Genomic DNA, 24,147 nt, shown 5'->3' with positions numbered 1-24,147 from the left:
AGCGAACGCCACCGGGTAGCGCGCGGATGCCGGGACGGGGCCGGTCGTACCCTGTCCAGGTGATGGCTGTGCAGATGGTCTTGTGCGCGCTGCTCGTCGTACTCGGCGCGGCGCTGGTGTTCATCGGGTGGCGCGGACTGCGGAGCCAGCTGCCGCCGAACCGCTACGTGGGTGTGCGCACGCCGGCGACGCTGCGCAGCGAAGAGGCGTTCGAGCTCGGCAACCGGGTCGCGGCGCCCGCGATGCTCGCCGGTGGCGCCGTGGCGATCCTCGCCGGCGTGTCCGAGCCGCTGCTGAGCACGACGACCAGCGCGGTCGTCGTCGCGGTGCTCGGCATCGCCGGTGCGTTCGCGCTGATGGTCGTCGGCGGTGTCCTGGGCAACCGGGCCGCCGAGGCGATCCCGGCACCGGTCGCCGCCGGTTGCGGCGGCTGCCCCGGCGGCTGCTGCGGCTGACCCCACCTCGACGTCGGAACGCCCGCGGAGATCGATCCGCGGGCGTTCTCGCGTTCCGGGCTAGTTGACCTTCACGTCACCGGGGTGGGTGGCGAGGAAGGCCAGCGGGGTGCCCTGGCGGCGCAGCACCCGCCCCCACAGGTCCGCGCCGGGCGCGACGATCACGTCGTCCGGCAGCGCGGGCACCACGATCCAGTCGCCGCGTTCGATCTCCCCGGCGAGCTGCTTGGCGTCCCACCCGGCGTAGCCCGCGAAGAAGCGCAGGCCGCGGGCGCGCGGCACCAGGTCCTCCGGGTCGCCGTCGAGGTCGACGAGCCCGACCGGCCCGCGCACCCCGACCATGCCGCTGATCCGGCCGACGTCCTCCCCGGCGCGCAGCGCGGCGAGGCAGATCGCGGTGCGCTGCTCGACGGGGCCGCCGACGTACAGCGAGGGCGGTTCGCTGGCGTGCGGGGCCCACTGCGGCAGCACGTCGCTGACGGCGACCTCGCTGGGCCGGTTGAGGATGACGCCGAGGGTGCCTTCGTTCCGGTGGTGGATGATGTAGACCACCGTCCGGCGGAAGTTCACGTCGAGCAGCTGCGGAGCAGCCACCAGCAGCGTCCCCGGCTCCACCTCCGCGTCTGGTTCCACCCCCGCATGATCGCAGAGCGGAAAGCCGCCTGGCGTGACCGTGCCGCGAACGCGGGCGGTTTCCGGCGCTCACGACCGCTCGATCGACCCGCTCGACTGCGAACAGTGAATCTTGCGTGCTCAGCGATTCACCTGAGTATTAATAGATCGAGCTGACCAGGGAGAACGCGAATCGGGAACGCTCGTCTCGACGCGTGGCGCCTGAGCCCGGCCGGGAGGTGCGATCGGCGGAGTCGCGAAGCCCACTCGCCGCCAACCTTCCGCACCCGCCGCGCAGCCCGGCGGATCAGGCCTCGCCGGGGACCTCGATGCCCTGTTCGGCGGCCCAGCGGTGCAGCTCGGCGACGGCGTCCTCGTGCTCCATCGGGCCGCGGTCCAGCCGGGCGTCCTTCAGGTGCTTCCACGCCCGGCCCACCAGCGGCCCCGGCGGCAGCCCCAGCAGCCGCATGATCTCGTTGCCGTCCAGGTCCGGGCGGACCCGCGCCAGGTCCTCCTCGGCGGCGATCCGCTCGATCCGCTCCTCGAGATCGTCGTAGGAGCGCTGCAGCGCGTTCGCCTTCCGCTTGTTCCGCGTCGTGCAGTCGGCCCGCACCAGCTTGTGCAGCCGGGGCAGCAGCGGGCCCGCGTCCGTCACGTACCGGCGCACCGCCGAATCGGTCCACTGCCCGTCGCCGTAGCCGTGGAAGCGCAGGTGCAGGTACACCAGCTCGCAGACCTGGCCGACGATCTCCTTCGAGTAGCGCAGCGCCCGCAGCCGCTTGCGGGCCATCTTCGCGCCGACCACCTCGTGGTGGTGGAAGCTGACCCCGCCGCCCGGCTCGAACCGCCGGGTGCCCGGCTTGCCGATGTCGTGCAGCAGCGCCGCCAGCCGCAGCACCAGGTCGGGTTCGCCGTCCGGGTCGGCCGCCCGCTCCAGGTCGATGGCCTGCTCCAGCACCACCAGCGAGTGCTCGTAGACGTCCTTGTGCTGGTGGTGCTCGTCGATCTCCAGCCGCATCGCCGACACCTCGGGCAGCACGTGCTCGGCCAGGCCGGTCTCCACCAGCAGTTCCACGCCCTTGCGGGGGTACCGGCCGCACAGCAGCTTCGACAGCTCCGCCTGGATCCGCTCCGGGGTGATGCGGGCGAGCTCGTCGGCCATCTCGCGCATCGCCGCCAGCACCCGCTCGGCCGGTTCGAACCCGAGCTGGGCGGCGAACCGGGCGGCGCGCAGCATCCGCAGCGGGTCGTCGGCGAACGACTCCTGCGGGGTCGCGGGGGTGTCCAGCCTGCCGCCTGCCAGGTCCGCGAGGCCGTCGTGCAGGTCCACGAGTTCGCGGGCGCCCAGCTCGACGGCCATCGCGTTCACCGTGAAGTCGCGGCGCAGCAGGTCGCCCTCGATGGTGTCGCCGAACGCCACCTCCGGGTTGCGGGTGACGCCGTCGTAGCTGTCGGCGCGGAACGTGGTGATCTCCACCGTGGTGCCGCGCTTGTAGGCGCCGAGGGTGCCGAACTCGATCCCGGTGTCCCAGACGGTCTCCGCCCAGCCGTCCAGCAGCTCCCGCACCCGCTCCGGGCGGGCCGCGGTGGTGAAGTCCAGGTCGGTGCCGAGCCTGCCCAGCAGCGCGTCCCGGACGCTGCCGCCCACCAGGTACAGCCGATGGCCCGCGGCGGCGAACCGCTCGGCGAGCTCCGCGACGACCGGGGCGGCCTCGACCAGCTCGGCGACCGCGCTGCGCTGGGCCTCCGTCGGCTGCGCGCTGGGCTGGGCCTCGCGGGCGCGGGCGCGCAGGTCGGTCTCGTCCGGGGCGTCACGGGTCGAAGGGGCCACGGGGAGAGGATATCGGCTGCTCAGCGAAGGATCTCCGGGGCCGCTTCGACCACCGGTGCGGTCGCTGATCGCATTACCATCGGCCGCATGCCTCCGTCGCCCGGCCGCTCCGGCGGCGCACAGCCGGGGCGCCGGAACCGCCGCCGGCGCCGGCGGCTGCGGACCGTGGACGAAACCTCCGCCGGGGGGCTGGTGGTCGCCGAGCCGGAACGGCTCGCTGCGATCATCGGGAGGTCCGACCGCAGGGGGCGACTGCTGTGGTCGTTGCCGAAGGGCCACATCGAGCCTGGTGAGACGCCGGAGCAGACCGCGGTGCGCGAGGTCGCGGAAGAGACGGGGATCATCGGACGGGTGACGGTGGCGATCGGCACGATCGACTACTGGTTCGTCGCCGGCGACCGGCGCGTGCACAAGACGGTGCACCACTTCCTGCTGGACGCGGTCGGCGGAGAACTTTCGGACGAGGACGTGGAGGTCACCGAGGTGGCTTGGGTGCCGCTAGGTGAACTGGACGAGGTGCTGGCCTACGCCGACGAACGGCGTCTGGTGCGGCACGCGCTCGCGCTGCTCGGCGATCCCCAGCCGGGCGCGGACGAGCAGGGGAGCGGCAAGACTCCCCGGAACACGGGAACGGAGCCGGGGTGAGGTGTCTGCTAGCCGCAGTGGTCGCGGTCCTGCTGATCAGCGGGATTCCGATCACCTCGGCCCGCACGGCGAGCGCGCAGGGGTCCGACGCGACCCAGCTCGAAGTGACCAAAGTCACGCCGTCGGTGGTCTCGGGCTCGACCGGTGAGGTGAGCATCAGCGGCCGGATCACCAACCGGTCCGGCAGCACCATCAACGGCATCGAGGCCCGCGTGCAGCGCGGCTACCCGACCCAGTCGGACCCCGCCGTGCAGGACGCGCTGCGCGGCAACGCCGCCACGGTCGACGAGACGAGCTTCCGGCCGCTGATCGACACCCTCGCCCCGGGCCAGCAGGCCCCGTTCGAGCTGAAGGTGCCGCTCACCGGGCCCGACTCGCTGGAGATCGCCGAATCCGGCTCGTTCCCGCTGCTGGTCAACGTCAACGGCCAGCCCGACGACGGCGGGCGCGCGCGGATCGGCGAGTCCCGCTTCCTGCTGCCGGTGCTGGCCCCGCCCGGTGCCCCGCCCGCGAAGCCGGCGGAACCCGCGGCGATCGCCGTGCTGCTGCCGATCGTCGACTACCCGCGGATGCAGCAGGAGGGCACGCCGGACCAGCGGGCCGTGCTCGCCGACGACGCGCTCGCCGCCTCGCTCACCCCCGGCGGCAGGCTCTACGACCTGGTGCAGTCCGTGGTGGACGGCGCGGGCGCCGGATCGCCGCTGGGCAACGGGTTGTGCGTCGCCGTCGACCCCGACCTGCTGGCCACCGTCCAGGCCATGAGCCGCGGCTACCTGGTGCGGCGGCCCGACGGCGGGACGCAGGAGGGCACCGGGGCGGCTTCGGCGCAGCTGTGGCTGAACAAGCTGCGCGAGGCGACCGCCGGGCGGTGCGTGCTGGCGCTGCCCTACGCCGACTCGGACCTGCTCGCCCTGGAGCACGCCGGTCTGCCCGACCTGATCAAGGGCTCGTTGGACGGCGCGAGCCTGGTGAAGCAGGTGCTGGCCACCGAACCGCGCCGCAGCGTGCTCTGGCCCATCGAAGGAGCGCTGGACGAGCCGATCTCCCGCAGGCTCACCGGCCTCGGCATCGACACGGTGCTCGTCGACCCGGCCTCGACGTCCACCGGCTCGCCGGCCCCGTCCCGGCTGTTCGAGGACGGGCCGACGGCCCTGCCGATCGATCCGCTGCTGTCCGGGGCGCTGGACCCCAACCACGGCGGCCCGCGCGAGACGACGGCGATGTCCCCGGAGGACGGCGGCGCGGCCAGCGTGCAGAACGCGCTCGGGGCGCTCACCTACCGCGCCACGCTGGGCGCCCAGGACGGCGCGACCTCGGTGCTGGCGCCGCCGCGGCGCTGGAACCTCAGCGGGGAGGACCTGCGTTCGCTGCTGGACGGCCTGCGCGGCCTCGCCGAAGCCGGGTACGTGCGCCCCGCGGGGCTGCCCGAGCGCGGCGGCGAGGCGGAGCAGAGCGACGCGGCGCTGCCGGTGGCGCGACCGGAGTACCCGGCGGAGAACGCCGCCGAGGAGATCCCGCAGCCGGTGCTCGACCAGCTCGCCGAGCAGAACTACAAGGTCGGCGACCTGTACCGCTCCAGCGAGAAGGACCCGGCGACCGACCTGGACCGGGCGGCGCTCACCACGCCGCTGCGCAACGGGCTGCTGCGCGGCGCCTCCAGCGCCTGGCGCAACGACCCGGCCGCGGCCCGGCACTGGGTGCGGGTCGCCACCGACACCCTCGACGGGGTGCTCTCACAGGTCAGGCTCGACGAGTTCGCCGGGAAGATCACGCTCACCGCGTCGAACGCGCCGATCCCGATGACCGTCACCAACGACCTGCCGGTGACCGTGTCGGTGCGGCTGCGCATCCCCGCGACGGCCGGGCTGGAGACCCGCGACCTCGGCGTCATCCGGGTACCCGCGCAGGGGCGCAGGCACTTCCGGTTGGAGACCGAGGTGCACCGGGCGGGCCAGTTCACCGTCGACGTGGCGGTCACCACCGAGGCCGGGACGAAGCTGGGCACGGCGAAGCGGATCCAGCTGCAGTCCTACACCTACGACCCGTTCACCGTCGGCCTCACCGCGATCGCCAGCGCGCTGCTGGTGATCCTGTCCGGGCGGCGCATCCTGCGCCGGTTGCGGGCGCGCCGGGCCCGCTTGGCCGCGGCAGGCGCGGGGCAGGGCCCCGCCTCGGAAGGTGGGGAGGCGTCCGTCGCCGAGTCCACCGCGGTCTCCGGCAGCACCACCGAAAGTGACCGCAGCCCGAGCTGACATCCTGGTCCGGCCACCCGCGGGAGTGACACCCCGCGAGCCGGCACAGGCGGTGAGTGAAGGGCACAGGCAGTGAACCGAGACAGCGACGCGGAAGCACGGCGGCACCCGGCGGGTCCGGGCGGTCCCGGCGGCCCGGCGGCTCCCGCCGACGATCGGACGCAGCACATCCCGCGTGTCGAGCCCGGTGGCCCGCCGCAGGCGCCCCGGCCGCAGCAGCCGGTGCCCGCAGCGGCCCGGCCGGTGCCCGCCGAACGCGGTGCCGCCGCGCGATCCGGCTGGCACGCCGCCGAGACGCAGCCCATCCCGGCGGTGCTGCCCGAACCGGGTCTCGACCAGGCCGCCGAGCAGACCCAGGAGCAGACCCAGGTGCTGCGCCCCACCGGCGGCGGCGGTGGCGGCGGCAAGTCGCTGCTGCGCGCCAGCGGCTCGATGGCGATCGCCACCCTCATCAGCAGGATCACCGGTTTCGGCTGGAAGATCCTGCTCGCGCTGATCATCGGCTTCGGCGTCGAGAACGACTCCTTCACCGTGGCGAACAACCTGCCGAACAGCGTGTTCGAGCTGCTGATCGGCGGGGTGCTGACCAGCGTGATCGTGCCCGTCCTGGTGCGCGCGCAGAAGTCGGACTCCGACGGCGGCGAGTCCTACATCCAGCGGCTGCTGACGCTGTCGGTCGTGATGCTGGTGATCGGCACCGCGCTCGCCGTCGTCGCGGCACCGGGGCTGGTGTGGCTGTACGTCCGCGACGGGGGCAACGCCAGTCCGGAGCTGGCCACCGCGTTCGCCTACCTGCTGCTGCCGCAGATCCTGTTCTACGGGATCAGCGCGTTGATGAGCGCGATCCTGCAGGCCAAGCAGATCTTCAGCCCACCGGCCTGGGCTCCCGTCGTCAACAACCTCGTCGTGATCGCCACCATCTGCGTCTACTGGACGCTGCCCGGTGAACTCACCGTCAACCCGATCCGGATGACCGACGCGCACCTGCTGACGCTGGGGATCGGGGTCACCCTCGGCGTCGTCGCGCAGGCGTTCATCCAGGTCCCGGCGCTGCGCCGCACCGGATTCCGGTTCCGCTGGCGGTGGGGCTGGGACCCGCGGCTCAACGAGTTCGGCGGCCTCGCGCTGTGGATGCTGGCCTACGTCGGCGTCAGCCAGATCGGCCTGATGGTGATGAGCGGCGTCGGCACCCGGGCCGTCGTGTGGTCGATGTACAACTACGTGTGGATGCTGCTGCAGCTCCCGTACGGCGTCATCGGGTTCTCCGTGATGACCGCGATCCTGCCGCGGATGAGCGGGGCCGCCGCCGACCACGACTACCCGAAGGTCGTCGCCGACCTGTCCCTGGGCAACCGGTTGTCCACGGTCACGCTGCTCCCGATCAGCGGCGTCATGAGCGCCATCGGGCTCCCGCTGGCGTTGGCCCTGTTCTCGGTCGGCAAGAGCAGCGGCGATGCCGGGCAGATCGGTATCGCGCTGGCCGTCTCGGCGTTCGGCGTGCTGCCCTACGCGATCACGATGATGCAGATGCGCGTCTTCTACGCGCTCAAGGACGCCCGGACGCCGACGCTGATCATGGTCGTGATGACCGTGGTCAAGGTCGGGCTGGCGCTGCTGTGCGGCCTGGTCGAAGACCCCGAGATGGTCCTGTACGCCCTGGTGTTCATCAACTCGTTCAGCTTCGTGGTCGGCTGGGTGGTCGGCGAGGTCTGGCTGCGCCACCGGCTCGGGCGGCTCGAAGGGCGCGTCTTCCTGATCACGCTCGGCAAGACGCTGCTGGCTTCGGTCCTCGGCGGCCTCGTGACCTGGGGCGTCGTGCTCGGCGTGGACGCCGTGGTCCCCGGCGAAGCGGGGTCGGGAACGGGCTGGTTGCAGCTGCTCGCGGGCACGGTCGTCGGCTTCGCGGTCATCTTCGGCCTGATGGCGTTGTTCCGGGTGCGGGAACTGGAACCCGCGATCGGGCGGGTCAGGGCCATGCTGCGCCGTTGAGCGACGCCGCACCCCCACCGGCCGGCGGCGGGTGCGGGGGATCGGCCGCGCCGGCGGCGACCGGTCCGCACCGCCGGCGAACGACTCCGCACCTCGTCGCGCGTGCGGCGGTCGCCCGCCGGGCACGAACCGCGCGGTGCGGCGGCACCGCTTCCGCCCCGCCCGCGACCCGGGTGCGGAGGCGACCGCCGACCTGGCTCGACCGGTGCCGACCAGGGCGGGCGCGATGCCCGGTCCGGCGGTGTTGCTCCGGGTGCGGGAACCGCGGCCTGCGATCGGGCGGCTCACCGCTCTGCTGCGTCGTCGTTGACATCGGCGTCACGTACCCTCGGAGCGGAAGTCTTCTCCCGTGGGGAGGGGGTGTTCAGTGCCCCCCGGCTGGAGCGGGAGGAGCGGGAGAGGGAAGGTGAGCAGCAAACCGACCAGGCAAGCGATGCCGGAACGTGACGCGGGCGATTCGACGGCGGACGACGCCGAACAGCTGACCCCCGGGGCGGTACTCGACCACGGCCGATACCGCCTGCTGGAGAAGGTCGGCGCGGATCCCCGGTGCGACGCGCAACTGTGGCGGGCCAAGGACGGTGTGCTCGGACGCGACGTCGCGCTGACCATCCTGACCGGGGACCGCTCCCACTCGGACGCGGCGTCGAGCGCGCGGCGCACGCTGGAACGCGCGATGCACGCCAGCACCTTCAACCACGTCGGCGTCGCGCGGGTGCTCGACGTCGTCACGCCCGCCCCGGGCGATCCGCAGGGGGTGCTCGGCGTCGTCATCGCCGAGTGGACCCACGGGACCGACCTGATCGAACTCATCTCGGGCGGACCGCTCGCGCCGGGAACCGCGGCGCGCGTGCTGCAGCCGCTGGCCGCGGCCGTCGAAGCCGCCCACCACGCCGGGCTCGTGCTCGGCGCCGACCACCCGCAGCGGATCCGGGTGACGCCGGAGGGCGAGGTCCGGATGGCCTTCCCCGGACCGCTCTCCACCGCCAGCTCCAGCGACGACGTGCGCGGCCTCGGCGCCGTGCTGTACCTGCTGCTGACCGGTCGCTGGGCGCTGGACGCGGCCCCGGACGGGCTGCCGACCGCGCCGACCGGTCCGGACGGCACCATCGTCGCGCCGCGCACGCTGCGCCCCACCGTGCCGCTGGAGCTGTCCACGGTCGCGCTGCGCGCCCTCGGCAGCCCCGACACGCACGGCACCACCGGCGGCGTCCGCACCGGGGCCGCGGTGCTCCGCGTGCTGGAGCAGCACGCCACCTTCGAGGAGGACGCCTCCACCTCCACCATGCAGGCCGCCCCGGCCGGTGGCGGCGCGCGGGAGAGCAACGAGGTCTGGAGCACCCAGGACCCGAAGCCGGACGAGGTGAAGCGCAAGAAGCTGGCCATCAGCGTCGGTGCGCTCGCCGTGGCGACGCTGCTCGTCGTCGGCTGGATCGTCGCGAACCTGATCGGCCTGGTCGCGGGCAACCAGGAGGCCGAAGGCCCGTCCGTGACCTTGGAGGACGGCAACCAGCAGCCCGCGCCCGGCCCGGAGCAGTCCGTCCCGGTCAAGGTCACCGGCGGCTCGCCGTTCGTGCTGGAGCAGACGCCGGACAGCCCCGGCAAGCTCGGCAACCTGTTCGACGGCGACCCGGCGACCTCCTGGGCCACCGACTCCTACAACGACCAGTTCGGCAGCGGGTTCAAGTCCGGTACCGGTGCCGTGCTCACCTTCGCGTCGCCGACGACGCTGCGCGAAGTGGTCATCGACTCGCCGAGCGCGGGCACCGTGGTGGAGATCCGCGCGGCCGACGGCACCAGCCCCGACCTGAACTCCAGCCAGGTGCTCGGCAAGCAGACGCTGTCCGCGGGGCAGACCACCATCCCGATCGACGCGGCCCAGCCCACCCAGCAGGTGATCGTGTGGCTGACGCAGCTCGCCCCGACCGACGGCAAGTTCCAGAGCCGGATCAACGAGATCACCCTCGCCGGTTCGGCCGCCTGACCAGGCGCGTCGCGCGTCCCGCGCGGGATCACCGCGATCCCGGTCCCGCGCGGGTGCGGACCGCCGCGGCGCGGTGCTCGTGGGCGGGATCACGATCAGTAGAGTGCTGAACCGTGTCTGCCCCCGAGAGAACGGACGCCGAGCTCCTCGCGGCGCACGTCAACGGCGATCGAGACGCGTTCGCCGCGCTCTTCCGCAAGCACCGGGACCGGTTGTGGGCGGTCGCGCTGCGGACGATGCGCGACCACGAGGAAGCTTCCGACGCGCTGCAGGACGCGATGATCTCCGCCTTCCGCAGCGCCGGGTCGTTCCGGGCGGAATCGCAGGTCACGACCTGGCTGCACCGGATCGTGGTGAACGCCTGCCTGGACCGGATCCGCCGCCGCCAGGCGCGGCCCACGGTTCCGCTGCCCGAGACCGGACCGGCCGAGCCCGCCGTTCCGCGCGACGCGATCGAAGAGCAGGACACCCGGATGGCCGTGCAGGAAGCGCTGGCAGCCCTCCCCGAGGAGCAGCGCGCGCCGATCGTCCTCGTCGACGTCGAGGGCTACTCGGTGACCGACACGGCCGCCGCGCTCGGCATCGCCGAGGGCACCGTGAAGAGCCGCTGCGCCCGTGGGCGGGTGAAGCTGGCGAAACTTCTGGGGCACCTGCGGAACCCGAGTGCGGATGCGAACGTCCCAGATGACGCCAACGCCAAGTGTCGACGGGAGGGACGATGAGCGGCGAACGACGGCGCCCCGACACGCCGCAAGGCCCACCGTGGTCGCTGGATCTGGTGGCGGACCTGCACGCGGGTGCGCTGGACCCGGAGACGGCCGAACGGCTCCTGCCGCGCATCCAGGAGGATCCGGAGGCGAGCGCGCTGCTCGCCGCGCTGGACGCGACGAGCTCGGAGCTCCGGGGCCTCGACGACCTCAAGGAGCCGTCGCCGGAGGTGCCCGCGCCCGCGATGCCCGCGGACGTCGCGGCCCGGCTCGACGACGTGCTGCGCGCCGAACTCGACGCCTGGCCGGGCACGGCGCAGCCCGTCGGCTCTTCCCCAGCCGTCGGCTCCGCACCGGTCGGGGAGGGCGAACCCGCCCCGGTGCTGGACCTCGCCGCCGCCCGCGCCCGCAGGCGCAAGCGGGTCGGCTGGACGACGGGCCTGCTCGCGGCGGCCGCCGCCGTCACCGGGATCGTGGTGCTGGGCACCGCCGTCCCTGGCGGCGACAGCACCCCGCAGGCCGGTCGGCCGGAGAGCGCCCGGCCCGCGGACGGCCCGCCACCGCTGGCGCTGCGCGGCGGCGACACGCTGCCCGCCAACCACCTCGGCGAAGCCCTCTCCGCCGAGCAGTACGGGGAGCTCACCGACCCGGCGCGATTGCTCGGCTGCCTGCAGGCCAACGGCGTCACCAGCGGAAACCCGCTCGGTGCCCGGGAGGTCACGATCGACGGCCGGCCGGCGAGGGCGCTGGTGCTGCAAGGCGGCGGCATCGGGAGGTTCCGGATCCTCATCGTCGGCCAGGACTGCGGGCCGAACCGGCCGGCCACGATCTCCGACAGCACCCTCGGCGGCTGACCGGGTCGCGCTCGTCACGGGCAGCGGTGCCGGGAACAGAGACGCCTAGGATCGCGTTGACCCGGATACGCTCGCGCGTGCTGCGCGGCGGGCGGCACGCGACAACGAAAGGGGCGCGGTGAGCGACGACGTCCGCAACCTCATCATCGTGGGCTCCGGCCCTGCCGGTTACACCGCCGCGGTGTACGCCGCGCGGGCCGAGCTGGAGCCACTGGTCTTCGAGGGCACGCAGTTCGGTGGCGCGCTGATGACGACCACCGAAGTGGAGAACTACCCGGGTTTCCGGGACGGCATCATGGGCCCCGAGCTCATGGAGCAGATGCGGGAACAGGCGAAGCGGTTCGGGGGTGAGCTGCGCGCCGAGGACGTCGAGCACATCGACCTCGCAGGCGAGGTGAAGAAGGTCGTCGCCAACGGCGTCGAGTACCGCGCCAAGGCGATCGTCCTGGCGATGGGCGCCGCCGCGCGCTACCTGGGCATCCCCGGCGAGGAGAAGCTCCTCGGCCGCGGCGTGTCCGCCTGCGCCACCTGCGACGGCTTCTTCTTCCGCGAGCAGCACATCGCCGTGATCGGCGGCGGCGACTCGGCGATGGAGGAGGCCACGTTCCTCACCAAGTTCGCCGACTCGGTGACGATCATCCACCGCCGCGACGAGTTCCGCGCCTCCAAGATCATGCTGGAGCGGGCCAAGGCCAACGAGAAGATCCGCTGGCGCACGAACGCCGCGGTCACCGAGGTGCTCGGCGACACCGCCGTCACCGGCCTGAAGCTGCGCGACACCAGCACCGGCGAGGAATCGCAGCTGGACGTGACCGGAATGTTCGTCGCCATCGGCCACGACCCGCGCAGCGAACTCGTGCGCGACCAGGTCGAGGTCGACGACGAGGGCTACGTCGCCGTGCAGCAGCCGACCACCCGGACCGGCATCCCCGGCGTCTTCGCCGCGGGTGACCTCGTCGACCACACCTACCGGCAGGCCATCACCGCCGCGGGCTCCGGCTGCTCGGCCGCGATGGACGCGGAGCGGTGGCTCGCCGAGAACGAGATGAGCGAGGCCGCGCACGTCGCGCCCGAGCACGAGGGCGGCGGTTACGCGCCGGCCGCCGAGACCGCGGCAGCGCGCTGAGCGCGGAACCGACACCTGAATTCCACCCGAGGGAGATGAACATGGCCGCGAACAACACCGTGACCGTCGACGCCGACTCGTTCAAGACCGACGTGCTGGGCAGCGACAAGCCCGTCCTCGTCGACTTCTGGGCGACCTGGTGCGGCCCGTGCAAGATGGTCGCCCCGGTGCTCGAGGAGATCGCCGGCGAGCACCAGGACAAGATCACCGTCGCGAAGCTGGACATCGACAAGAACCCGTCGATCGCCCGCGACTACCAGGTCATGAGCGTGCCCACCCTGCTGCTGTTCTCCAACGGGGAACCGGTCAAGCAGATCGTCGGCGCCAAGCCGAAGGCCGCGCTGCTGTCCGACCTGGAGGACTACCTGTGACGCGTCGCTGACCCGTCGCACCGACCGGAACCCCGCCCGCCCCGCCACCGCGCGGAGGTGCGCGGGGTTCCGTCGTTCCCGCCGGTACGCGCGAGGTCACGCCGTGCGCAGCGCGCTGCGAGCGGCCCGCAGCGCCGCTGCATTGCAGGCAAGGCACAATGAGCCGGTGGGTTCGCATCCGAACCCTTCCACCCAAAAGTGGACATTCGGGGGAGTACGACCGTCCTACGCGCCGGGATCCGTCCGGCGCCTGAATCGAGCGAGGAGTGCATGCAGCTGCTCCACCGCGGTGACGTCGGTCCGGCCGTTGCCGAGATCAGGAACACCCTTGCTGCGCTGGGTCTCCTACCGGCCCCCCCAAACGGAACCGCGTCCGGTCCCGCGCACTTCGACGCAGCGGTGGAACACGCGGTGCGCGTCTTCCAGCAACGACGCGGACTGATCACCGACGGGGTCGTCGGTCCTGCCACCTACCGCGCGCTGATCGACGCGCGCTGGCGGCTCGGTGACCGATCGCTGGCCTACCTGGTGTCCAAACCGGTCAGCGGGGACGACGTGTTCGCCCTGCAGGAGCGGCTGCTCGAACTCGGCTTCGACGCGGGCAGGCCCGACGGCATCTTCGGCTGGCAGACCGAGCACGCGCTGCGCAGCTTCCAGCGCGACTACGGGCTCAACGCCGACGGCATCTGCGGGCCGGGCACGCTGCGCGCGCTCAAGCAGCTCGCCCCCAAGGTCCGCGGCGGCAGGCCGGTCTACCTGCGGGAACAGGAGAAGGTGCGCCGCGCCGGGCCGCTGCTGCGCGGCAAGCGCATCGTGCTCGACCCCGGGCACGGCGGCACCGACCGCGGCGTCGCCGTCGGCGGTGTCAACGAAGCCGACATCGCCTGGGACCTGGCGCGCAGGCTCGAAGGCCGCATGGTCGCCACCGGGATGGAAGCGCTGATCACCCGCGGGCCGCACTCCTGCCCGCCGGAAGCCGACCGCGCCGGGTTCGCCAACGAGGCGGGCGCCGACCTGTTCCTGTCGCTGCACATGGACGCCAACGCGGCACCGGCCGCGCAGGGCGTCGCCAGCTTCCACTTCGGCACCGGGAACGGCACCACCTCCACGGTGGGGGAGGCGCTGGCCGGTTTCCTGCAGCGCGAGATCGTGGCCCGCACCGGCATGCTCGACTGCCGCATCCACCCGAAGACGTGGGAAGTCCTGCGCCTCACCCGGATGCCCGCGGTGCGCACCGAGATCGGCTACCTGACCAACCCGGAGGACCGGCGGCGGCTGCTCGACCCGGCGTTCCGCGACATCATCGCCGAGGGCTTGCTGGTCGCGGTGAAGCGGCTCTACCTGCTCGGCAAGGACGATCAGCCGACGGGCACCTTCACCTTCGACGACCTGCTTCGGCACGAGCTCACCCGCGCCGAAGGCGCCTGAGCACCGCCCGCAGCGCGGAGCCGGTCGCCGCACCGGACTCGACGGCTCACCCGAGGGCCGGCTCCGCCGTTTTCACCGACACCGTGCTGAGCAGCCGTTCGAGCGCTGCTTCGACGTCTTCCTTCCAGGAGATCGCGGTGCGCAGCTCCAACCGCAGCCGCGGCCACTTCGGGTGCTGCCGGACCGTCTTGAACCCGACCTGCTGCAAGAACCCGGCGGGCACCACGCAGCTGTCGGTCTCCTCGTGCAGGTCCCCGAACGCCTCGATCGCGCGCACGCCGCGCTTCGTCAGGTCCTTCGCCACGTTCTGCAGCAGCACCCGGCCCAGGCCGCCGTGCTCGAAGTCCGGCATCACCCGCAGTGCCGTGAGCAGCACCGCGTCCGCGCTGACCGGCCCGGACGGGAACGCCGCGGCCCGCGGCACCGCGGCAGGCGGGGCGTAGAGGGCGTAACCGGCGGGGACCTCGTCGACGTAGAGCACCCGGCCGCAGGACCCCCAGTCCAGCAGCACGTTGGAGACCCAGGCCTCCTTCTCGAGACCGGTTTCGCCGAACTCCTCGGCCTGCTCCCGGATGTGCGGCGCGAGTTCCCAGAACACGCAGCGACGGCACTTCGGTGGCAAGTGGTCGAGGTTGTCCAGCGTGACGCCTACGACGCGTCGCGACACCCTGACCTCCCCTGCAATCCGCCAGAACCCACGCACGGCAGGTGGGGTGCCGCAAGGATAAGCCGACCCCACCGAGCGCCGGAAGCATCTCGTCCTTCCCAGTGTCCCCCGGAATGGTGAGATGGGTTACCGTCAAGCCGGTTTGTGCGAGGCGCCCGTTACACAAGCCACCGCCGGACGCGATAGCACAGATAGACTCGCGCGACCGTCACCTAGCGGTAACAGGAGACGATCACTACAGCGCACACCCGATCCACCGGAGCGCGGAATGTCCGATCACGGCAGCAACCCGACCGATCAGCAGCAGCCCGGCCCCCAGCAGGAGGCAGCGGTCCAGCAGGCAGGAGCGGCGCGCAACCTCGACGCGCACCGCGACCGCTACGCCCAGCGGACCGCAGGCATGACCGCATCGGAGATCCGGGCACTGTTCGCCGTGGCCAGCCGGCCCGAGGTCGTCTCGCTCGCCGGCGGCATGCCGAACCTCGCCGCGCTACCGCTGGACTCGCTCGCCACCGAGGTCGCCCGGCTCATCGCCGATGACGGCCAAGCCGCGCTGCAGTACGGCTCCGCGCACGGCGTGCCGGAGCTGCGCGAGCAGATCTGCGAGATCATGGCCGCCGAGGGGATCACCGGTCACCCGGACGACCTGATGGTCACCGTCGGTTCCCAGATGGCGCTGGACATGGTGACCAGGCTGTTCTGCGACCCGGGCGACGTGGTCCTCGCCGAAGGACCGTCCTACGTCGGTGCGCTCGGCTCCTTCGCCGCCTACCAGGCCAAGGTCGTGCACGTCGCGATGGACGACGACGGCCTCCAGCCCGAGGCGCTGCGGCACGCGATCGCCGAGGTCACCGCGCGCGGCGAACGCATCAAGTTCCTCTACACCATCCCGAACTTCCACAACCCCGGCGGCGTCACGCTCGCCGTGGAGCGCCGCGCCGAGATCCTCGAGATCTGCCGCAAGCACGACATCCTGGTGCTCGAGGACAACCCGTACGGCCTGCTCGGCTTCGACGGGCAGACCTACCCGGCGCTGCGCAGCCTCGATCCGGAGAACGTGGTCTACCTCGGCTCGTTCTCCAAGACCTTCGCTTCCGGGCTCCGCGTCGGCTGGGTGCTCGCCCCGCACGCGGTGCGGGAGAAGCTGGTGCTCGCCGCTGAATCGGCGACGCTGTGCCCGCCCACGCTGAACCAGATGATCGTGTCCCGCTACCTCACCACGCACGACTGGAAGGGCCAGATCAAGACCTTCCGCGAGCAGTACCGGGAGCGCCGCGACGCGATGCTCGGCGCCCTGGAGCAGCACATGCCGGTCGGCTGCACCTGGACCAAGCCCGACGGCGGGTTCTACGTGTGGCTCACCGCCCCGGAAGGCGTGGACACCAAGGCGATGCTGCCGCGCGCCGTGACCCAGCGGGTCGCGTACGCCTCCGGCACCGGCTTCTACGCGGACTCGTTCGGGGCCCGGCAGATGCGGCTGTCCTACTGCTACCCGACGCCGGAACGCATCCGGGAAGGCGTCCGCAGGCTCGCGAACACGCTGACCGACGAGATGGAGCTGGTGCGGACCTTCGGCACCGTGCCGCAGCGCGCGGTGTCCGGGCCCGAAGCTCCCTCTCCCGACACGGCGTAACCTCGGGTCCTGCCGCACGATTCGATCGGTCCACTGCGCACCTGGTGCGCAGTGGACTCTTACTTTCAGGGGAGTTCGACCAGTGTCCGATCGTTGGGTCGCCGTGCTGTCCGGTGGGCTGTCGCACGAGCGCGAAGTGTCGTTGCGCTCCGGGAGGCGGTTGTCCACCGCGCTGCGCTCCGTCGGAATGACCGTGGGGGAGTGGGACGCGGACTCCCGCCTCCTCGCACGCGTCCAGGACGAACGGCCGGATGCCGTGGTCATCGCGCTGCACGGTGGTGAAGGGGAGAACGGCGCGGTGCAGTCCGTGCTGGACATGCTCGGCGTCCCGTACGTGGGCACCGACCCGCGCGCCTGCCGCCGCGCGTGGGACAAGCCGACCGCCAAGGCCGAGCTGGCGCGCGCGGGCCTCAGCACCCCGGACTGGGTGGTGCTGCCGCACGCCACGTTCCGCGAACTCGGGGCGCAGGCGGTGCTGGACGCGCTGGTGGCCAAGCTCGGCCTGCCGCTGATGTTGAAGCCGGACCAGGGCGGATCGGCGCTCGGCGCCCGGGTCGTCCGGGATGCCTCGGAACTGCCCTCGGCGATGGTGGGTGCGCTGGCCTACGGCGACACCGTGCTCGTCGAGCAGTTCGTCGAAGGCGTCGAGGTGGCGATCAGCGTCGTCGACACCGCGGACGGGCCGGAGGCGTTGCCCGCGGTGCGGATCGAAGCAGCCGACGGCGTGTACGACTACACCGCGCGCTACACCGCGGGGCTCACCAGCTACGAGGCCCCAGCCGATCTGGCACCGGACGTCGCGACCCGGGCGGGGGAGCTGGCGGTCTCGGCGCACCGGCTGCTGGGGCTGCGCGACGTGTCCCGCACCGACGCGATCATCGATCAGCACGGGGTGCCGCACTTCCTCGAAGTGAACGTGTCGCCGGGACTGACCGAGACCTCGCTGTTCCCGATGGCGGTGGAAGCCGCCGACCGGTCCCTCGGCGAGGTGTTCGCCGGACTGGTGGAGAAGGCGATCGCTCGCGGCAACTGATCGCATGTTTCACGTGAAACAGCGAGTGGGTCGAGTTCGCTGACCCGACGCGCAGTTCGCCGCTCAAGCAGGAGCCGCCGATGTCACGACATCGGCGGCTCTTCTTCGTTCCGGGGTCGACCTACGCATTGGCGGATCCGCGGAGCCGAAGTGATCGGCGTCGGGCCTGAGCGATGTCGGGCCCGCCGGACCGCGGAGGAGGGAGAGCGGTCGTCGGTGGCGGCCGCTCCAGCAAACCGGATGAACAGGGCAAAACGGTGATCGTCACCGTGACGAAAGGCCCCGGTGTCATCCCTCCCGGATTTCGCGGAGCTTTTCGGCCTCACCCGGCAACAACAACTCGGCCAACCGCTCCAAGTCGTCGACCGAACCGAACTCCACGACGATCCGGCCCTTCCGCTTGCCCAGATCGACCTTGACCTTCGTGTCGAAGCGGTCGGACAGCTTCTCCGCGAGTCCCTGCAAACCGGGGGACTGCAGCTGCTTCCGCGGCGCCGCCTTCTGCTTCGCCGGCCCCTCGCTCTTCTTGAGCGTCACCGCCTCCTCGGTCGCCCGCACGGACAACCCCTCGGCGATGATCCGCGATGCCAGCTCCTCCTGGCCGCCCGCGTCGTCCAAGGCGAGCAGTGCCCGCGCGTGCCCCGCCGACAGCACCCCGGCCGCGACCCGGCGCTGCACCGGCATCGGCAGCCGGAGCAGGCGGATCGTGTTGGTGATGACCGGACGGCTGCGACCGATCCGCTCCGCCAGCTCGTCGTGCGTCACGTCGAACTCGTCCAGCAGCTGCTGGTACGCGGCCGCCTCTTCGAGCGGGTTCAGCTGCACCCGGTGGATGTTCTCCAGCAGGGCGTCCCGCAGCAGCGCGTCGTCCGCCGTCTCGCGGACGATCGCCGGGATGACCTCCAGGCCGGCGCGCTGCGAGGCGCGCCAGCGGCGCTCGCCCATGATGAGCTCGTACTGGCCGGACTCGATCTCCCGCACCACGATCGGCTGCATCAGCCCGAACTCGCGGATCGAGTGCTCCAGCTCGGACAGCGCCTCTTCGTCGAAGACCTGCCGCGGCTGCCGCGGATTCGGCGTGATGGACGCGGTCACGACCTCCCGGTAGGTCGCACCCGCCACCGTTCCGCCGCTTGTTTCACGTGAAACCGGCTCTGGCGCGCTCGCGCCGTCCCCCGGAGCGGGGGAGGGAGGTGGGGTGAAGCCGGCGCCGCGCACGGAGACTCCGGTCGAGCCGCCGCTCTCCGCGGGAGGACCGCTCGGGATCAGCGCCGCGAGGCCGCGCCCCAGACCACCCTTGCGTTCGGTCATGCCGTCTTCCTCTCCACACCCCGCTCGGCGATCTCCTTCGCCGCATCCAGGTAGCTCATCGAACCCCGCGAACCGGGATCGTAGTTCAGCACCGTCTTGCCGAACCCGGGCGCTTCCGAGATCTTCACGCTGCGCGGGATGACCGTCCGCAGCGTGAGCTCCCCGAAGTGACCGCGCACCTCGTTGGTCACCTGGTCCGCCAGCTTGGTGCGGCCGTCGTACATCGTCAGCAGGATCGTGGACACCCACAGCGCCGGGTTCAAGTGAGCCTGCACCAGCTCGATGTTGCGCAGCAGCTGCCCGAGACCCTCCAGCGCGTAGTACTCGCACTGGATCGGGATCAGCACCTCGTGCGCGGCCACCATCGCGTTCACCGTGAGCAGGCCGAGCGAAGGCGGGCAGTCGATGAAGACGTAGTCGGGCGCGATCTGCTCGATCGCCTCGGACTTCAGCGCCTCCTTGAGCCGCCCTTCCCGGGCGACCATCGACACCAGTTCGATCTCCGAGCCGGCCAGGTCGAGCGTCGCCGGCACGCAGTACAGGTTCGGCGATTCGGTGCTCTGCGCCGCGGCGTCCGCGATGCTGATCTCACCGAGGAGCACCTCGTACACCGAGGGGACTCCAGACCGGTGGTCCACGCCGAGCGCGGTGCTGGCGTTGCCCTGCGGGTCGAGGTCGATCACGAGCACCTTCAGCCCCTGCACCGCCAGCCCGGCGGCCAGGTTCACCGTGCTCGTCGTCTTGCCGACGCCGCCCTTCTGGTTGGCGACGGTGAGGATGCGCCGCCGATCCGGGCGGGGGAGCTGCATCGTCTCGGGGTGCAGCACCCGGGTCGCCCGCTGGGCCTCTTCCATGATCGGAGTCCAGCCCACGCCATCCGCCGGGAAGGCCTCACTCGCTTGCTGACCGCGTTCTTCCGCGCTGGAAGGGAAACGCATGGAACCCATCACGCGCCCCTTCGTTTCACGTGAAACACGATCCGCTCCGTTCGACTCCGTCACCGTCCACGATCCTTCCTCGCTCTGCGGCCGCCGTCACGACGCCGACCGGGCGCTTTCTGAGATACCCGCTCCACGACGACGACCGTCGTCGGCACATCGAGCACGTTGTCGCCGCACGACAACACTTCACCGGGGCTGCCACCCACCGCCTGGACGGCGGCCGCATCGCGTTCCAGCTCTTCCGCAGCGGTCGATCCCTTCAACGCCAGCAACCGTCCGCCGGGACGCAACAGGGGGAGGCACCAGGCCGAGAGCCGTTCCAACGGCGCCACGGCGCGCGCGGTGACCACGTCCTGATCGGCGAGCCGATCACGCACCGGGCCTTCCTCGGCACGCCCACGCACCACCTCGACGGAGAGATCCAGTTCCTCGATGACTTCCCGCAGCCAGGCCACTCGTCGAGCCATCGGCTCCAGCAGAACCAGCTCGACATCGGGGCGAGCGATCGCCAGCGGAATGCCCGGCAGCCCCGCCCCTGAGCCTACGTCCACGACACGGCAATTCGGTGGCAGCAACTCCGCGAGTACCGCAGAGTTCAACAGATGGCGGTCCCAAATACGGGGGAGTTCCCGCGGGCCGATCAATCCTCGCCGCACGCCTTGCTCGGCGAGCATCGTCGCGAACCGCTCCGCTCCCGGAAGACGATCGCCGAACACCGCTCGCGCGGCCTCCGGAACCGGGATCGGATCACCTTCTGCTGCGGTCACAGTCTTCCACCCTGCTGTCGTTGTTTCACGTGAAACGGGGCGCGTCCACCAAGTCGGTACGGAGTTGTTTCACGTGGAACGGGCTCGATGATCGGCGCACTGGTTTCACGTGAAACGCGGACTCGGCACAGGCGGCCCGCGCGACCCGCATCATCATCTCAGCCCGAAGTCGGTCTTGCTCCCGCGCCTGGTTTCACGTGAAACACGGCGGATCCGGCTGCCCAGTTCCGCGCGGGACGACGTGCGGACGCAAGAACGCCCGGCCGGGGAGATCCCGACCGGGCGTCTGCGTTCGACCCCGCGTTCACCGCGGGGGAGGGGAGGTCAGTTCGACTTGTAGACGACGACCTTCCGGTTCGGCTCTTCGCCTTCGCTCTCGCTGTGCACGCCGTCCACCGCCGCGACCGCGTCGTGGATGATCTTCCGCTCGAACGGGGTCATCGGACGGAGGCGGGTCTCCTCGCCGGAGGACAGCACCTCTTCCGCCGTGGTGCGACCGAGGTCGCTGAGCTCCTCGCGTCGACCCGCGCGCCACCCGGCCACGTCCAGCATGAGACGGCTGCGCACGCCGGTGTCCTGCTGCACGGCGAGCCGGGTCAGCTCCTGGAGCGCTTCCAGCACCTGGCCGCGCGAGCCGACCAACTTCTCCAGATCGCCACCGCCGTCGATGCTCACCACCGCACGACCGGCCTCCACGTCGAGGTCGATGTCCCCGTCGTAGTCCAGCAGGTCGAGCAGCCGCTCCAGGTAGTCACCGGCCACGTCGCCCTCCTGGACGAGCAACGTCTCGGTATTGCTGCGCTCCTGGTCCGTGTTCGGCGCGGACTCCGCCGACTCCTCGACCTTGGTCGGCTCCTGCACGGTTTCAGACACTGGGCGTCTCCTCTCCAGGGGTACGCGACGTCGGTCAGCGGGACTCGCCCGGCCGGCTGTCGCGGGAACGGTCTTCGAACACCCCGGAGGCATCACCGGGTTGGTCTGCGTCGGCGGCCGGGCGCGCGGGGGAGGGGGCCTCGGTCGCGTCCTGGGTCGCGCTCTCGTCCGACTCCGCGGCGGCCGGCTTCGCCTCGATCGCCGCGGGCGCGGCGGCCTCGGTGGTCTCGGCGGTCGACGCGGCAGAGGGCGCAGAGGCCGCAGGCTCGGCGGTCGAAGCGGTGACGGTGGTGCCGTCGACGACGGCCGCCGCGGCCACCGCTTCCTCGCGGTCGATGCGGCTGTAGACGATGCGCTGCTGCCCCAGGGTCCAGAAGTTGTTGGCCAGCCAGTAGAGCAGGATCGCCAGCGGGAGGAACGGGCCGCCGATGATGGCGAACATCGGGAAGACCCACAGCACCATGCGGTTCATGATCTCGGTCTGCGGGTTCGCGGCCGCTTCCGGCGTCTGCCGCTGCACCGAGTGCCGGGAGGTGAAGTGGGTGGCGATGGCCGCGGCGACCATCAGCGGGACACCGACCACCAGCATCGACGGGCGGTCGGTTCCGAAGGTCGCGAGCACCTCGGGGGCCTGGCTGATCGTGTTCGACAGCTTCGCGCCGAACAGGTCGGCGGACACGAACGAGGCGACGTCCTCCGGGCCGAACACGAAGTTCGACGGCGCGCCGGGGCGGAACCCGTTGAGCACGTGGAACAGGCCGAAGAACACCGGCACCTGCACCAGCATCGGCAGGCAGCCGGAGATCGGGTTGAAGCCCTGCTCCTGCTGGAGCTTCTGCATCTCCTGCGCGAGCTGCTGCTTGTCGTGCCCGTACTTCTCCTGGAGCGCGCGGACCTGCGGAGCGAACTCCTGCATCTTCTTCATCGAGCGCACCTGGTGCACGAACGGCTTGAACAGCAGCGCCCGCAGGGTGAAGACGAGGAAGACCACGGACAGCGCCCAGGCGTACCCGCTGGCCGGGTCCAGCACGAAGCCGAAGACCTCGTGCCAGAACCAGAGGATCGCCGAGACCGGGTAGTTGATGAAGTCGAGCACTAGTCCTCCGCGGGGGGTCGGGGCGCTTCGCCCGGCTCGGCCGCCGGCCCGCCGGCGCGGCCCCGCCGGGATGGGACGTAGTCGAAGCCGCCGGGATGCCAGGGGCCGCACCGCAACAACCGCCGCACGGTGAGCCAGCTGCCGTAGAGCGCTCCGTGCACGGTCAGCGCTTCGACCGCATAGGCGCTGCAGCTGGGGTAGAACCGGCAGGTCGGCGGCAGCAACGGCGAGATGATCTTCCGGTAGACGTGCACCGGGCCGAGCAGCAGCCATGCGGCCGGGCTCGGACGAACCCGCTCACCGCTGTCCTGCGTGTCCGACATCCGGGGCCTCCAGCGCCATCTAGGGACCCGTCACCGGACCACCGCGCACCACGCGCAGCTTGCGCAGCGCCGCGTCGAGATCCGATCCGAGATCGCTGCTCGATGCGGTCGCGGCCGGGGGAAGTGCACGCACCACCACCAGTGTGCCAGCGGGCAACGCGTCGAGGCGGTCGCGCATCAGGTGCCGGAGCCGCCTGGTGACGCGGTGCCGCAGCACCGCGTTCCCGACGGCCTTGCTCACGACAAAACCCACGCGGGCCGGTTCGCCGGTGTCCCGAGTGGGTTCGATGTCCGAGTCCGACCGCGGTCCCGCCGCGGACGCCGGGTTCGGCTCGGCGCGCCCCGCGAGCTCGCTCGACGCGGGGTGCGCCGCCGTGGTCCCGTCGTGCCGGTCCCCGCCCTCGCGGTTCACCTGGTGGGCGCGTTCAACGGCGGCGCCGCGGACCTCGGTCCGGGGCGCCGCGTTCGGCACCAGCAGGTGCACCACCAATCGGGCGCGCCCCGCACGGCGGCCACGACGGACCGCCAGGCGAAATTCCTGGCTGGAGGTCAGCCGGGCGGCCGCGGGCAGCACGAACCGATGATCAGGCGGTCAGCGAGGCACGGCCCCTGCGGCGACGCGCGGACACGATGGCGCGACCGGCGCGGGTGCGCATGCGCAGCCGGAACCCGTGCTTGCGGGCACGGCGACGGTTGTTCGGTTGGAAGGTGCGCTTGCCCTTGCTCACGGTGGATCTCCCGTTACTTCAGGCCCGTTGGAACAGGCACGTGCTCGGCCCGATGGCTCGGTCAAGATGTCCCCGCCCGCCGTAGCGGCCATCGTGTCGAGCTCACCCCCCGGTGGAACGAGGGGAGTCTGCACGCGGCGGCACCGGTGGTGCCTCGCGCGCTGCGCCGGGACCTCTGCCGAAATCCAAGCGCGGCGACATTCCCGCTCGTGCGGCGGGGGACTGCACGAGGCTACGCCACCTGCCCGGATGCCCGGGCACCGGGGGGTTCCGCAGCCGGCGGAGCGGTCCCGGGAGGGCGGGACCACCCGCCTTGTGAGGCGATCTCGACCTTGTTAGGTTGTCCCTCCTGCGATGCGCGCCCGGCGGCGTGGGAGCCGCCGTCCGCACTGAGCATCGACGCGGCACGCAGGGGCACCACCAGGATCGCAGGTACCGGCGGGGACCCAGGGGGCACGTCCGAGGTTCGCTGCCGTACCTTCATGCACAGCTGTGGATAACTCTGTGGACACCTCGTCCGG

23 protein-coding genes are annotated in these 24,147 nt (G+C 71.7%); 12 read left to right on the top strand and 11 right to left on the bottom strand.

Translation table 11 applies throughout. The features are described from left to right. Positions 1–62 precede the first annotated feature (62 nt). Entirely contained in the window at positions 63–455 is a 393-nt protein-coding gene (locus tag LCD35_RS06605; RefSeq protein WP_224957049.1) for an SdpI family protein, read from the top strand. A 60-nt stretch (positions 456–515) separates the two neighbouring features. Here the strand turns inward: LCD35_RS06605 and LCD35_RS06600 are convergent, their stop codons facing one another. Both LCD35_RS06600 and LCD35_RS06595 read right to left on the bottom strand, forming a co-directional pair. Next, on the bottom strand, positions 516–1,088 hold the full coding sequence (locus tag LCD35_RS06600; RefSeq protein ID WP_224957047.1) for a YqgE/AlgH family protein: 573 nt from the start codon (positions 1,086–1,088) through the stop codon (positions 516–518). A 286-nt stretch (positions 1,089–1,374) separates the two neighbouring features. Continuing rightward, positions 1,375–2,859, bottom strand: a complete 1,485-nt coding sequence (locus LCD35_RS06595; RefSeq protein ID WP_224957055.1) for a CCA tRNA nucleotidyltransferase — start codon at positions 2,857–2,859, stop codon at positions 1,375–1,377. A gap of 126 nt (positions 2,860–2,985) precedes the next feature. Here LCD35_RS06595 and LCD35_RS06590 point away from each other — a divergent pair, with 126 nt between their 5' ends. The 9 genes from LCD35_RS06590 to LCD35_RS06550 all read left to right on the top strand — a co-directional run bounded on the left by LCD35_RS06590 (position 2,986) and on the right by LCD35_RS06550 (position 14,254). Beyond that, positions 2,986–3,543 carry an NUDIX hydrolase gene (locus tag LCD35_RS06590; RefSeq protein ID WP_224957045.1) on the top strand — a complete coding sequence of 186 codons (558 nt, stop codon included), beginning with the start codon at positions 2,986–2,988 and terminating at the stop codon, positions 3,541–3,543. A gap of 17 nt (positions 3,544–3,560) precedes the next feature. Beyond that, entirely contained in the window at positions 3,561–5,795 is a 2,235-nt protein-coding gene (locus tag LCD35_RS06585; protein WP_224978068.1) for a DUF6049 family protein, read from the top strand. A 72-nt stretch (positions 5,796–5,867) separates the two neighbouring features. Further along, positions 5,868–7,784 (top strand): murein biosynthesis integral membrane protein MurJ, encoded by a 1,917-nt coding sequence (gene murJ, locus LCD35_RS06580; RefSeq protein ID WP_224967180.1) that lies wholly within the window; start codon positions 5,868–5,870, stop codon positions 7,782–7,784. A gap of 406 nt (positions 7,785–8,190) precedes the next feature. Then, positions 8,191–9,768: a protein kinase family protein gene (locus tag LCD35_RS06575; protein ID WP_224967179.1), complete on the top strand. Its 1,578-nt coding sequence runs from the start codon at positions 8,191–8,193 to the stop codon at positions 9,766–9,768. A gap of 113 nt (positions 9,769–9,881) precedes the next feature. Then, the gene (gene sigM / locus LCD35_RS06570) at positions 9,882–10,490 is read left to right on the top strand and encodes an RNA polymerase sigma factor SigM (protein ID WP_224967178.1); all 609 of its coding nucleotides are present in this window, start codon (positions 9,882–9,884) and stop codon (positions 10,488–10,490) included. Beyond that, on the top strand, positions 10,487–11,329 hold the full coding sequence (locus tag LCD35_RS06565) for a hypothetical protein (RefSeq protein ID WP_224978069.1): 843 nt from the start codon (positions 10,487–10,489) through the stop codon (positions 11,327–11,329). Before sigM ends, LCD35_RS06565 begins: the two co-directional genes overlap by 4 nt. A 118-nt stretch (positions 11,330–11,447) precedes the next feature. Further along, positions 11,448–12,455, top strand: a complete 1,008-nt coding sequence (gene trxB / locus LCD35_RS06560) for a thioredoxin-disulfide reductase (RefSeq protein ID WP_224967176.1) — start codon at positions 11,448–11,450, stop codon at positions 12,453–12,455. Between the two features lie 41 nt (positions 12,456–12,496). Beyond that, positions 12,497–12,826: a thioredoxin gene (trxA, locus tag LCD35_RS06555; RefSeq protein ID WP_224957038.1), complete on the top strand. Its 330-nt coding sequence runs from the start codon at positions 12,497–12,499 to the stop codon at positions 12,824–12,826. 270 nt (positions 12,827–13,096) lie between these two features. After that, positions 13,097–14,254 carry an N-acetylmuramoyl-L-alanine amidase gene (locus LCD35_RS06550; protein WP_224957037.1) on the top strand — a complete coding sequence of 386 codons (1,158 nt, stop codon included), beginning with the start codon at positions 13,097–13,099 and terminating at the stop codon, positions 14,252–14,254. A gap of 46 nt (positions 14,255–14,300) precedes the next feature. Here LCD35_RS06550 and LCD35_RS06545 read toward each other — a convergent pair whose 3' ends face one another. Beyond that, entirely contained in the window at positions 14,301–14,921 is a 621-nt protein-coding gene (locus tag LCD35_RS06545) for a GNAT family N-acetyltransferase (RefSeq protein ID WP_224957036.1), read from the bottom strand. Positions 14,922–15,189: 268 nt separating this feature from the next. Here LCD35_RS06545 and LCD35_RS06540 point away from each other — a divergent pair, with 268 nt between their 5' ends. Further along, complete coding sequence (locus LCD35_RS06540; protein WP_224978070.1) at positions 15,190–16,554, top strand: PLP-dependent aminotransferase family protein; 1,365 nt, start codon at positions 15,190–15,192, stop codon at positions 16,552–16,554. A gap of 82 nt (positions 16,555–16,636) precedes the next feature. After that, on the top strand, positions 16,637–17,587 hold the full coding sequence (locus tag LCD35_RS06535; RefSeq protein ID WP_224957033.1) for a D-alanine--D-alanine ligase: 951 nt from the start codon (positions 16,637–16,639) through the stop codon (positions 17,585–17,587). A 288-nt stretch (positions 17,588–17,875) separates the two neighbouring features. On the opposite strand, the gene LCD35_RS06530 is transcribed toward LCD35_RS06535, so the two are convergent. The 8 genes from LCD35_RS06530 to rpmH form a co-directional block, all read right to left on the bottom strand. Continuing rightward, positions 17,876–18,898: a ParB/RepB/Spo0J family partition protein gene (locus LCD35_RS06530; RefSeq protein ID WP_224957032.1), complete on the bottom strand. Its 1,023-nt coding sequence runs from the start codon at positions 18,896–18,898 to the stop codon at positions 17,876–17,878. Further along, a complete protein-coding gene (locus LCD35_RS06525; protein WP_224957031.1) occupies positions 18,895–19,752 on the bottom strand; it encodes a ParA family protein in 858 nt (285 codons plus the stop codon). Before LCD35_RS06525 ends, LCD35_RS06530 begins: the two co-directional genes overlap by 4 nt. Positions 19,753–19,895: 143 nt before the next feature. Beyond that, positions 19,896–20,606: a 16S rRNA (guanine(527)-N(7))-methyltransferase RsmG gene (rsmG, locus tag LCD35_RS06520; protein WP_224957030.1), complete on the bottom strand. Its 711-nt coding sequence runs from the start codon at positions 20,604–20,606 to the stop codon at positions 19,896–19,898. Positions 20,607–20,930: 324 nt separating this feature from the next. After that, on the bottom strand, positions 20,931–21,479 hold the full coding sequence (locus tag LCD35_RS06515; RefSeq protein WP_224957029.1) for a R3H domain-containing nucleic acid-binding protein: 549 nt from the start codon (positions 21,477–21,479) through the stop codon (positions 20,931–20,933). A gap of 34 nt (positions 21,480–21,513) precedes the next feature. Beyond that, positions 21,514–22,575 carry a membrane protein insertase YidC gene (gene yidC, locus LCD35_RS06510; RefSeq protein ID WP_224957027.1) on the bottom strand — a complete coding sequence of 354 codons (1,062 nt, stop codon included), beginning with the start codon at positions 22,573–22,575 and terminating at the stop codon, positions 21,514–21,516. Next, positions 22,575–22,898: a membrane protein insertion efficiency factor YidD gene (gene yidD, locus LCD35_RS06505; protein WP_224957026.1), complete on the bottom strand. Its 324-nt coding sequence runs from the start codon at positions 22,896–22,898 to the stop codon at positions 22,575–22,577. The genes yidC and yidD overlap by 1 nt, the downstream gene beginning before the upstream one ends. Before the next feature lie 19 nt (positions 22,899–22,917). After that, entirely contained in the window at positions 22,918–23,472 is a 555-nt protein-coding gene (gene rnpA / locus LCD35_RS06500) for a ribonuclease P protein component (RefSeq protein WP_224957025.1), read from the bottom strand. A gap of 10 nt (positions 23,473–23,482) precedes the next feature. Beyond that, a complete protein-coding gene (gene rpmH / locus LCD35_RS06495; RefSeq protein ID WP_224957024.1) occupies positions 23,483–23,626 on the bottom strand; it encodes a 50S ribosomal protein L34 in 144 nt (47 codons plus the stop codon). Positions 23,627–24,147 lie beyond the last annotated feature (521 nt).

The organism is Saccharopolyspora sp. 6V (assembly GCF_020176785.1).
In the GTDB taxonomy this organism is placed as follows: Bacteria; Actinomycetota; Actinomycetes; order Mycobacteriales; family Pseudonocardiaceae; genus Saccharopolyspora_C; species Saccharopolyspora_C gregorii.
This window is presented reverse-complemented; position numbering and strand designations above follow the sequence as displayed.

Bases quoted from the DNA above. Each gene is read 5' to 3' on its own strand.
- LCD35_RS06590 (WP_224957045.1), top strand. From the start codon at position 2,986: ATGCCTCCGTCGCCCGGCCGCTCCGGCGGCGCACAGCCGGGGCGCCGG.
- LCD35_RS06605 (WP_224957049.1), top strand. From the start codon at position 63: ATGGCTGTGCAGATGGTCTTGTGCGCGCTGCTCGTCGTACTCGGCGCG.
- LCD35_RS06525 (WP_224957031.1), bottom strand. From the start codon at position 19,752: ATGGAAGAGGCCCAGCGGGCGACCCGGGTGCTGCACCCCGAGACGATG.
- trxA (WP_224957038.1), top strand. From the start codon at position 12,497: ATGGCCGCGAACAACACCGTGACCGTCGACGCCGACTCGTTCAAGACC.
- LCD35_RS06565 (WP_224978069.1), top strand. From the start codon at position 10,487: ATGAGCGGCGAACGACGGCGCCCCGACACGCCGCAAGGCCCACCGTGG.
- LCD35_RS06550 (WP_224957037.1), top strand. From the start codon at position 13,097: ATGCAGCTGCTCCACCGCGGTGACGTCGGTCCGGCCGTTGCCGAGATC.
- LCD35_RS06530 (WP_224957032.1), bottom strand. From the start codon at position 18,898: ATGACCGAACGCAAGGGTGGTCTGGGGCGCGGCCTCGCGGCGCTGATC.
- LCD35_RS06540 (WP_224978070.1), top strand. From the start codon at position 15,190: ATGTCCGATCACGGCAGCAACCCGACCGATCAGCAGCAGCCCGGCCCC.
- yidD (WP_224957026.1), bottom strand. From the start codon at position 22,898: ATGTCGGACACGCAGGACAGCGGTGAGCGGGTTCGTCCGAGCCCGGCC.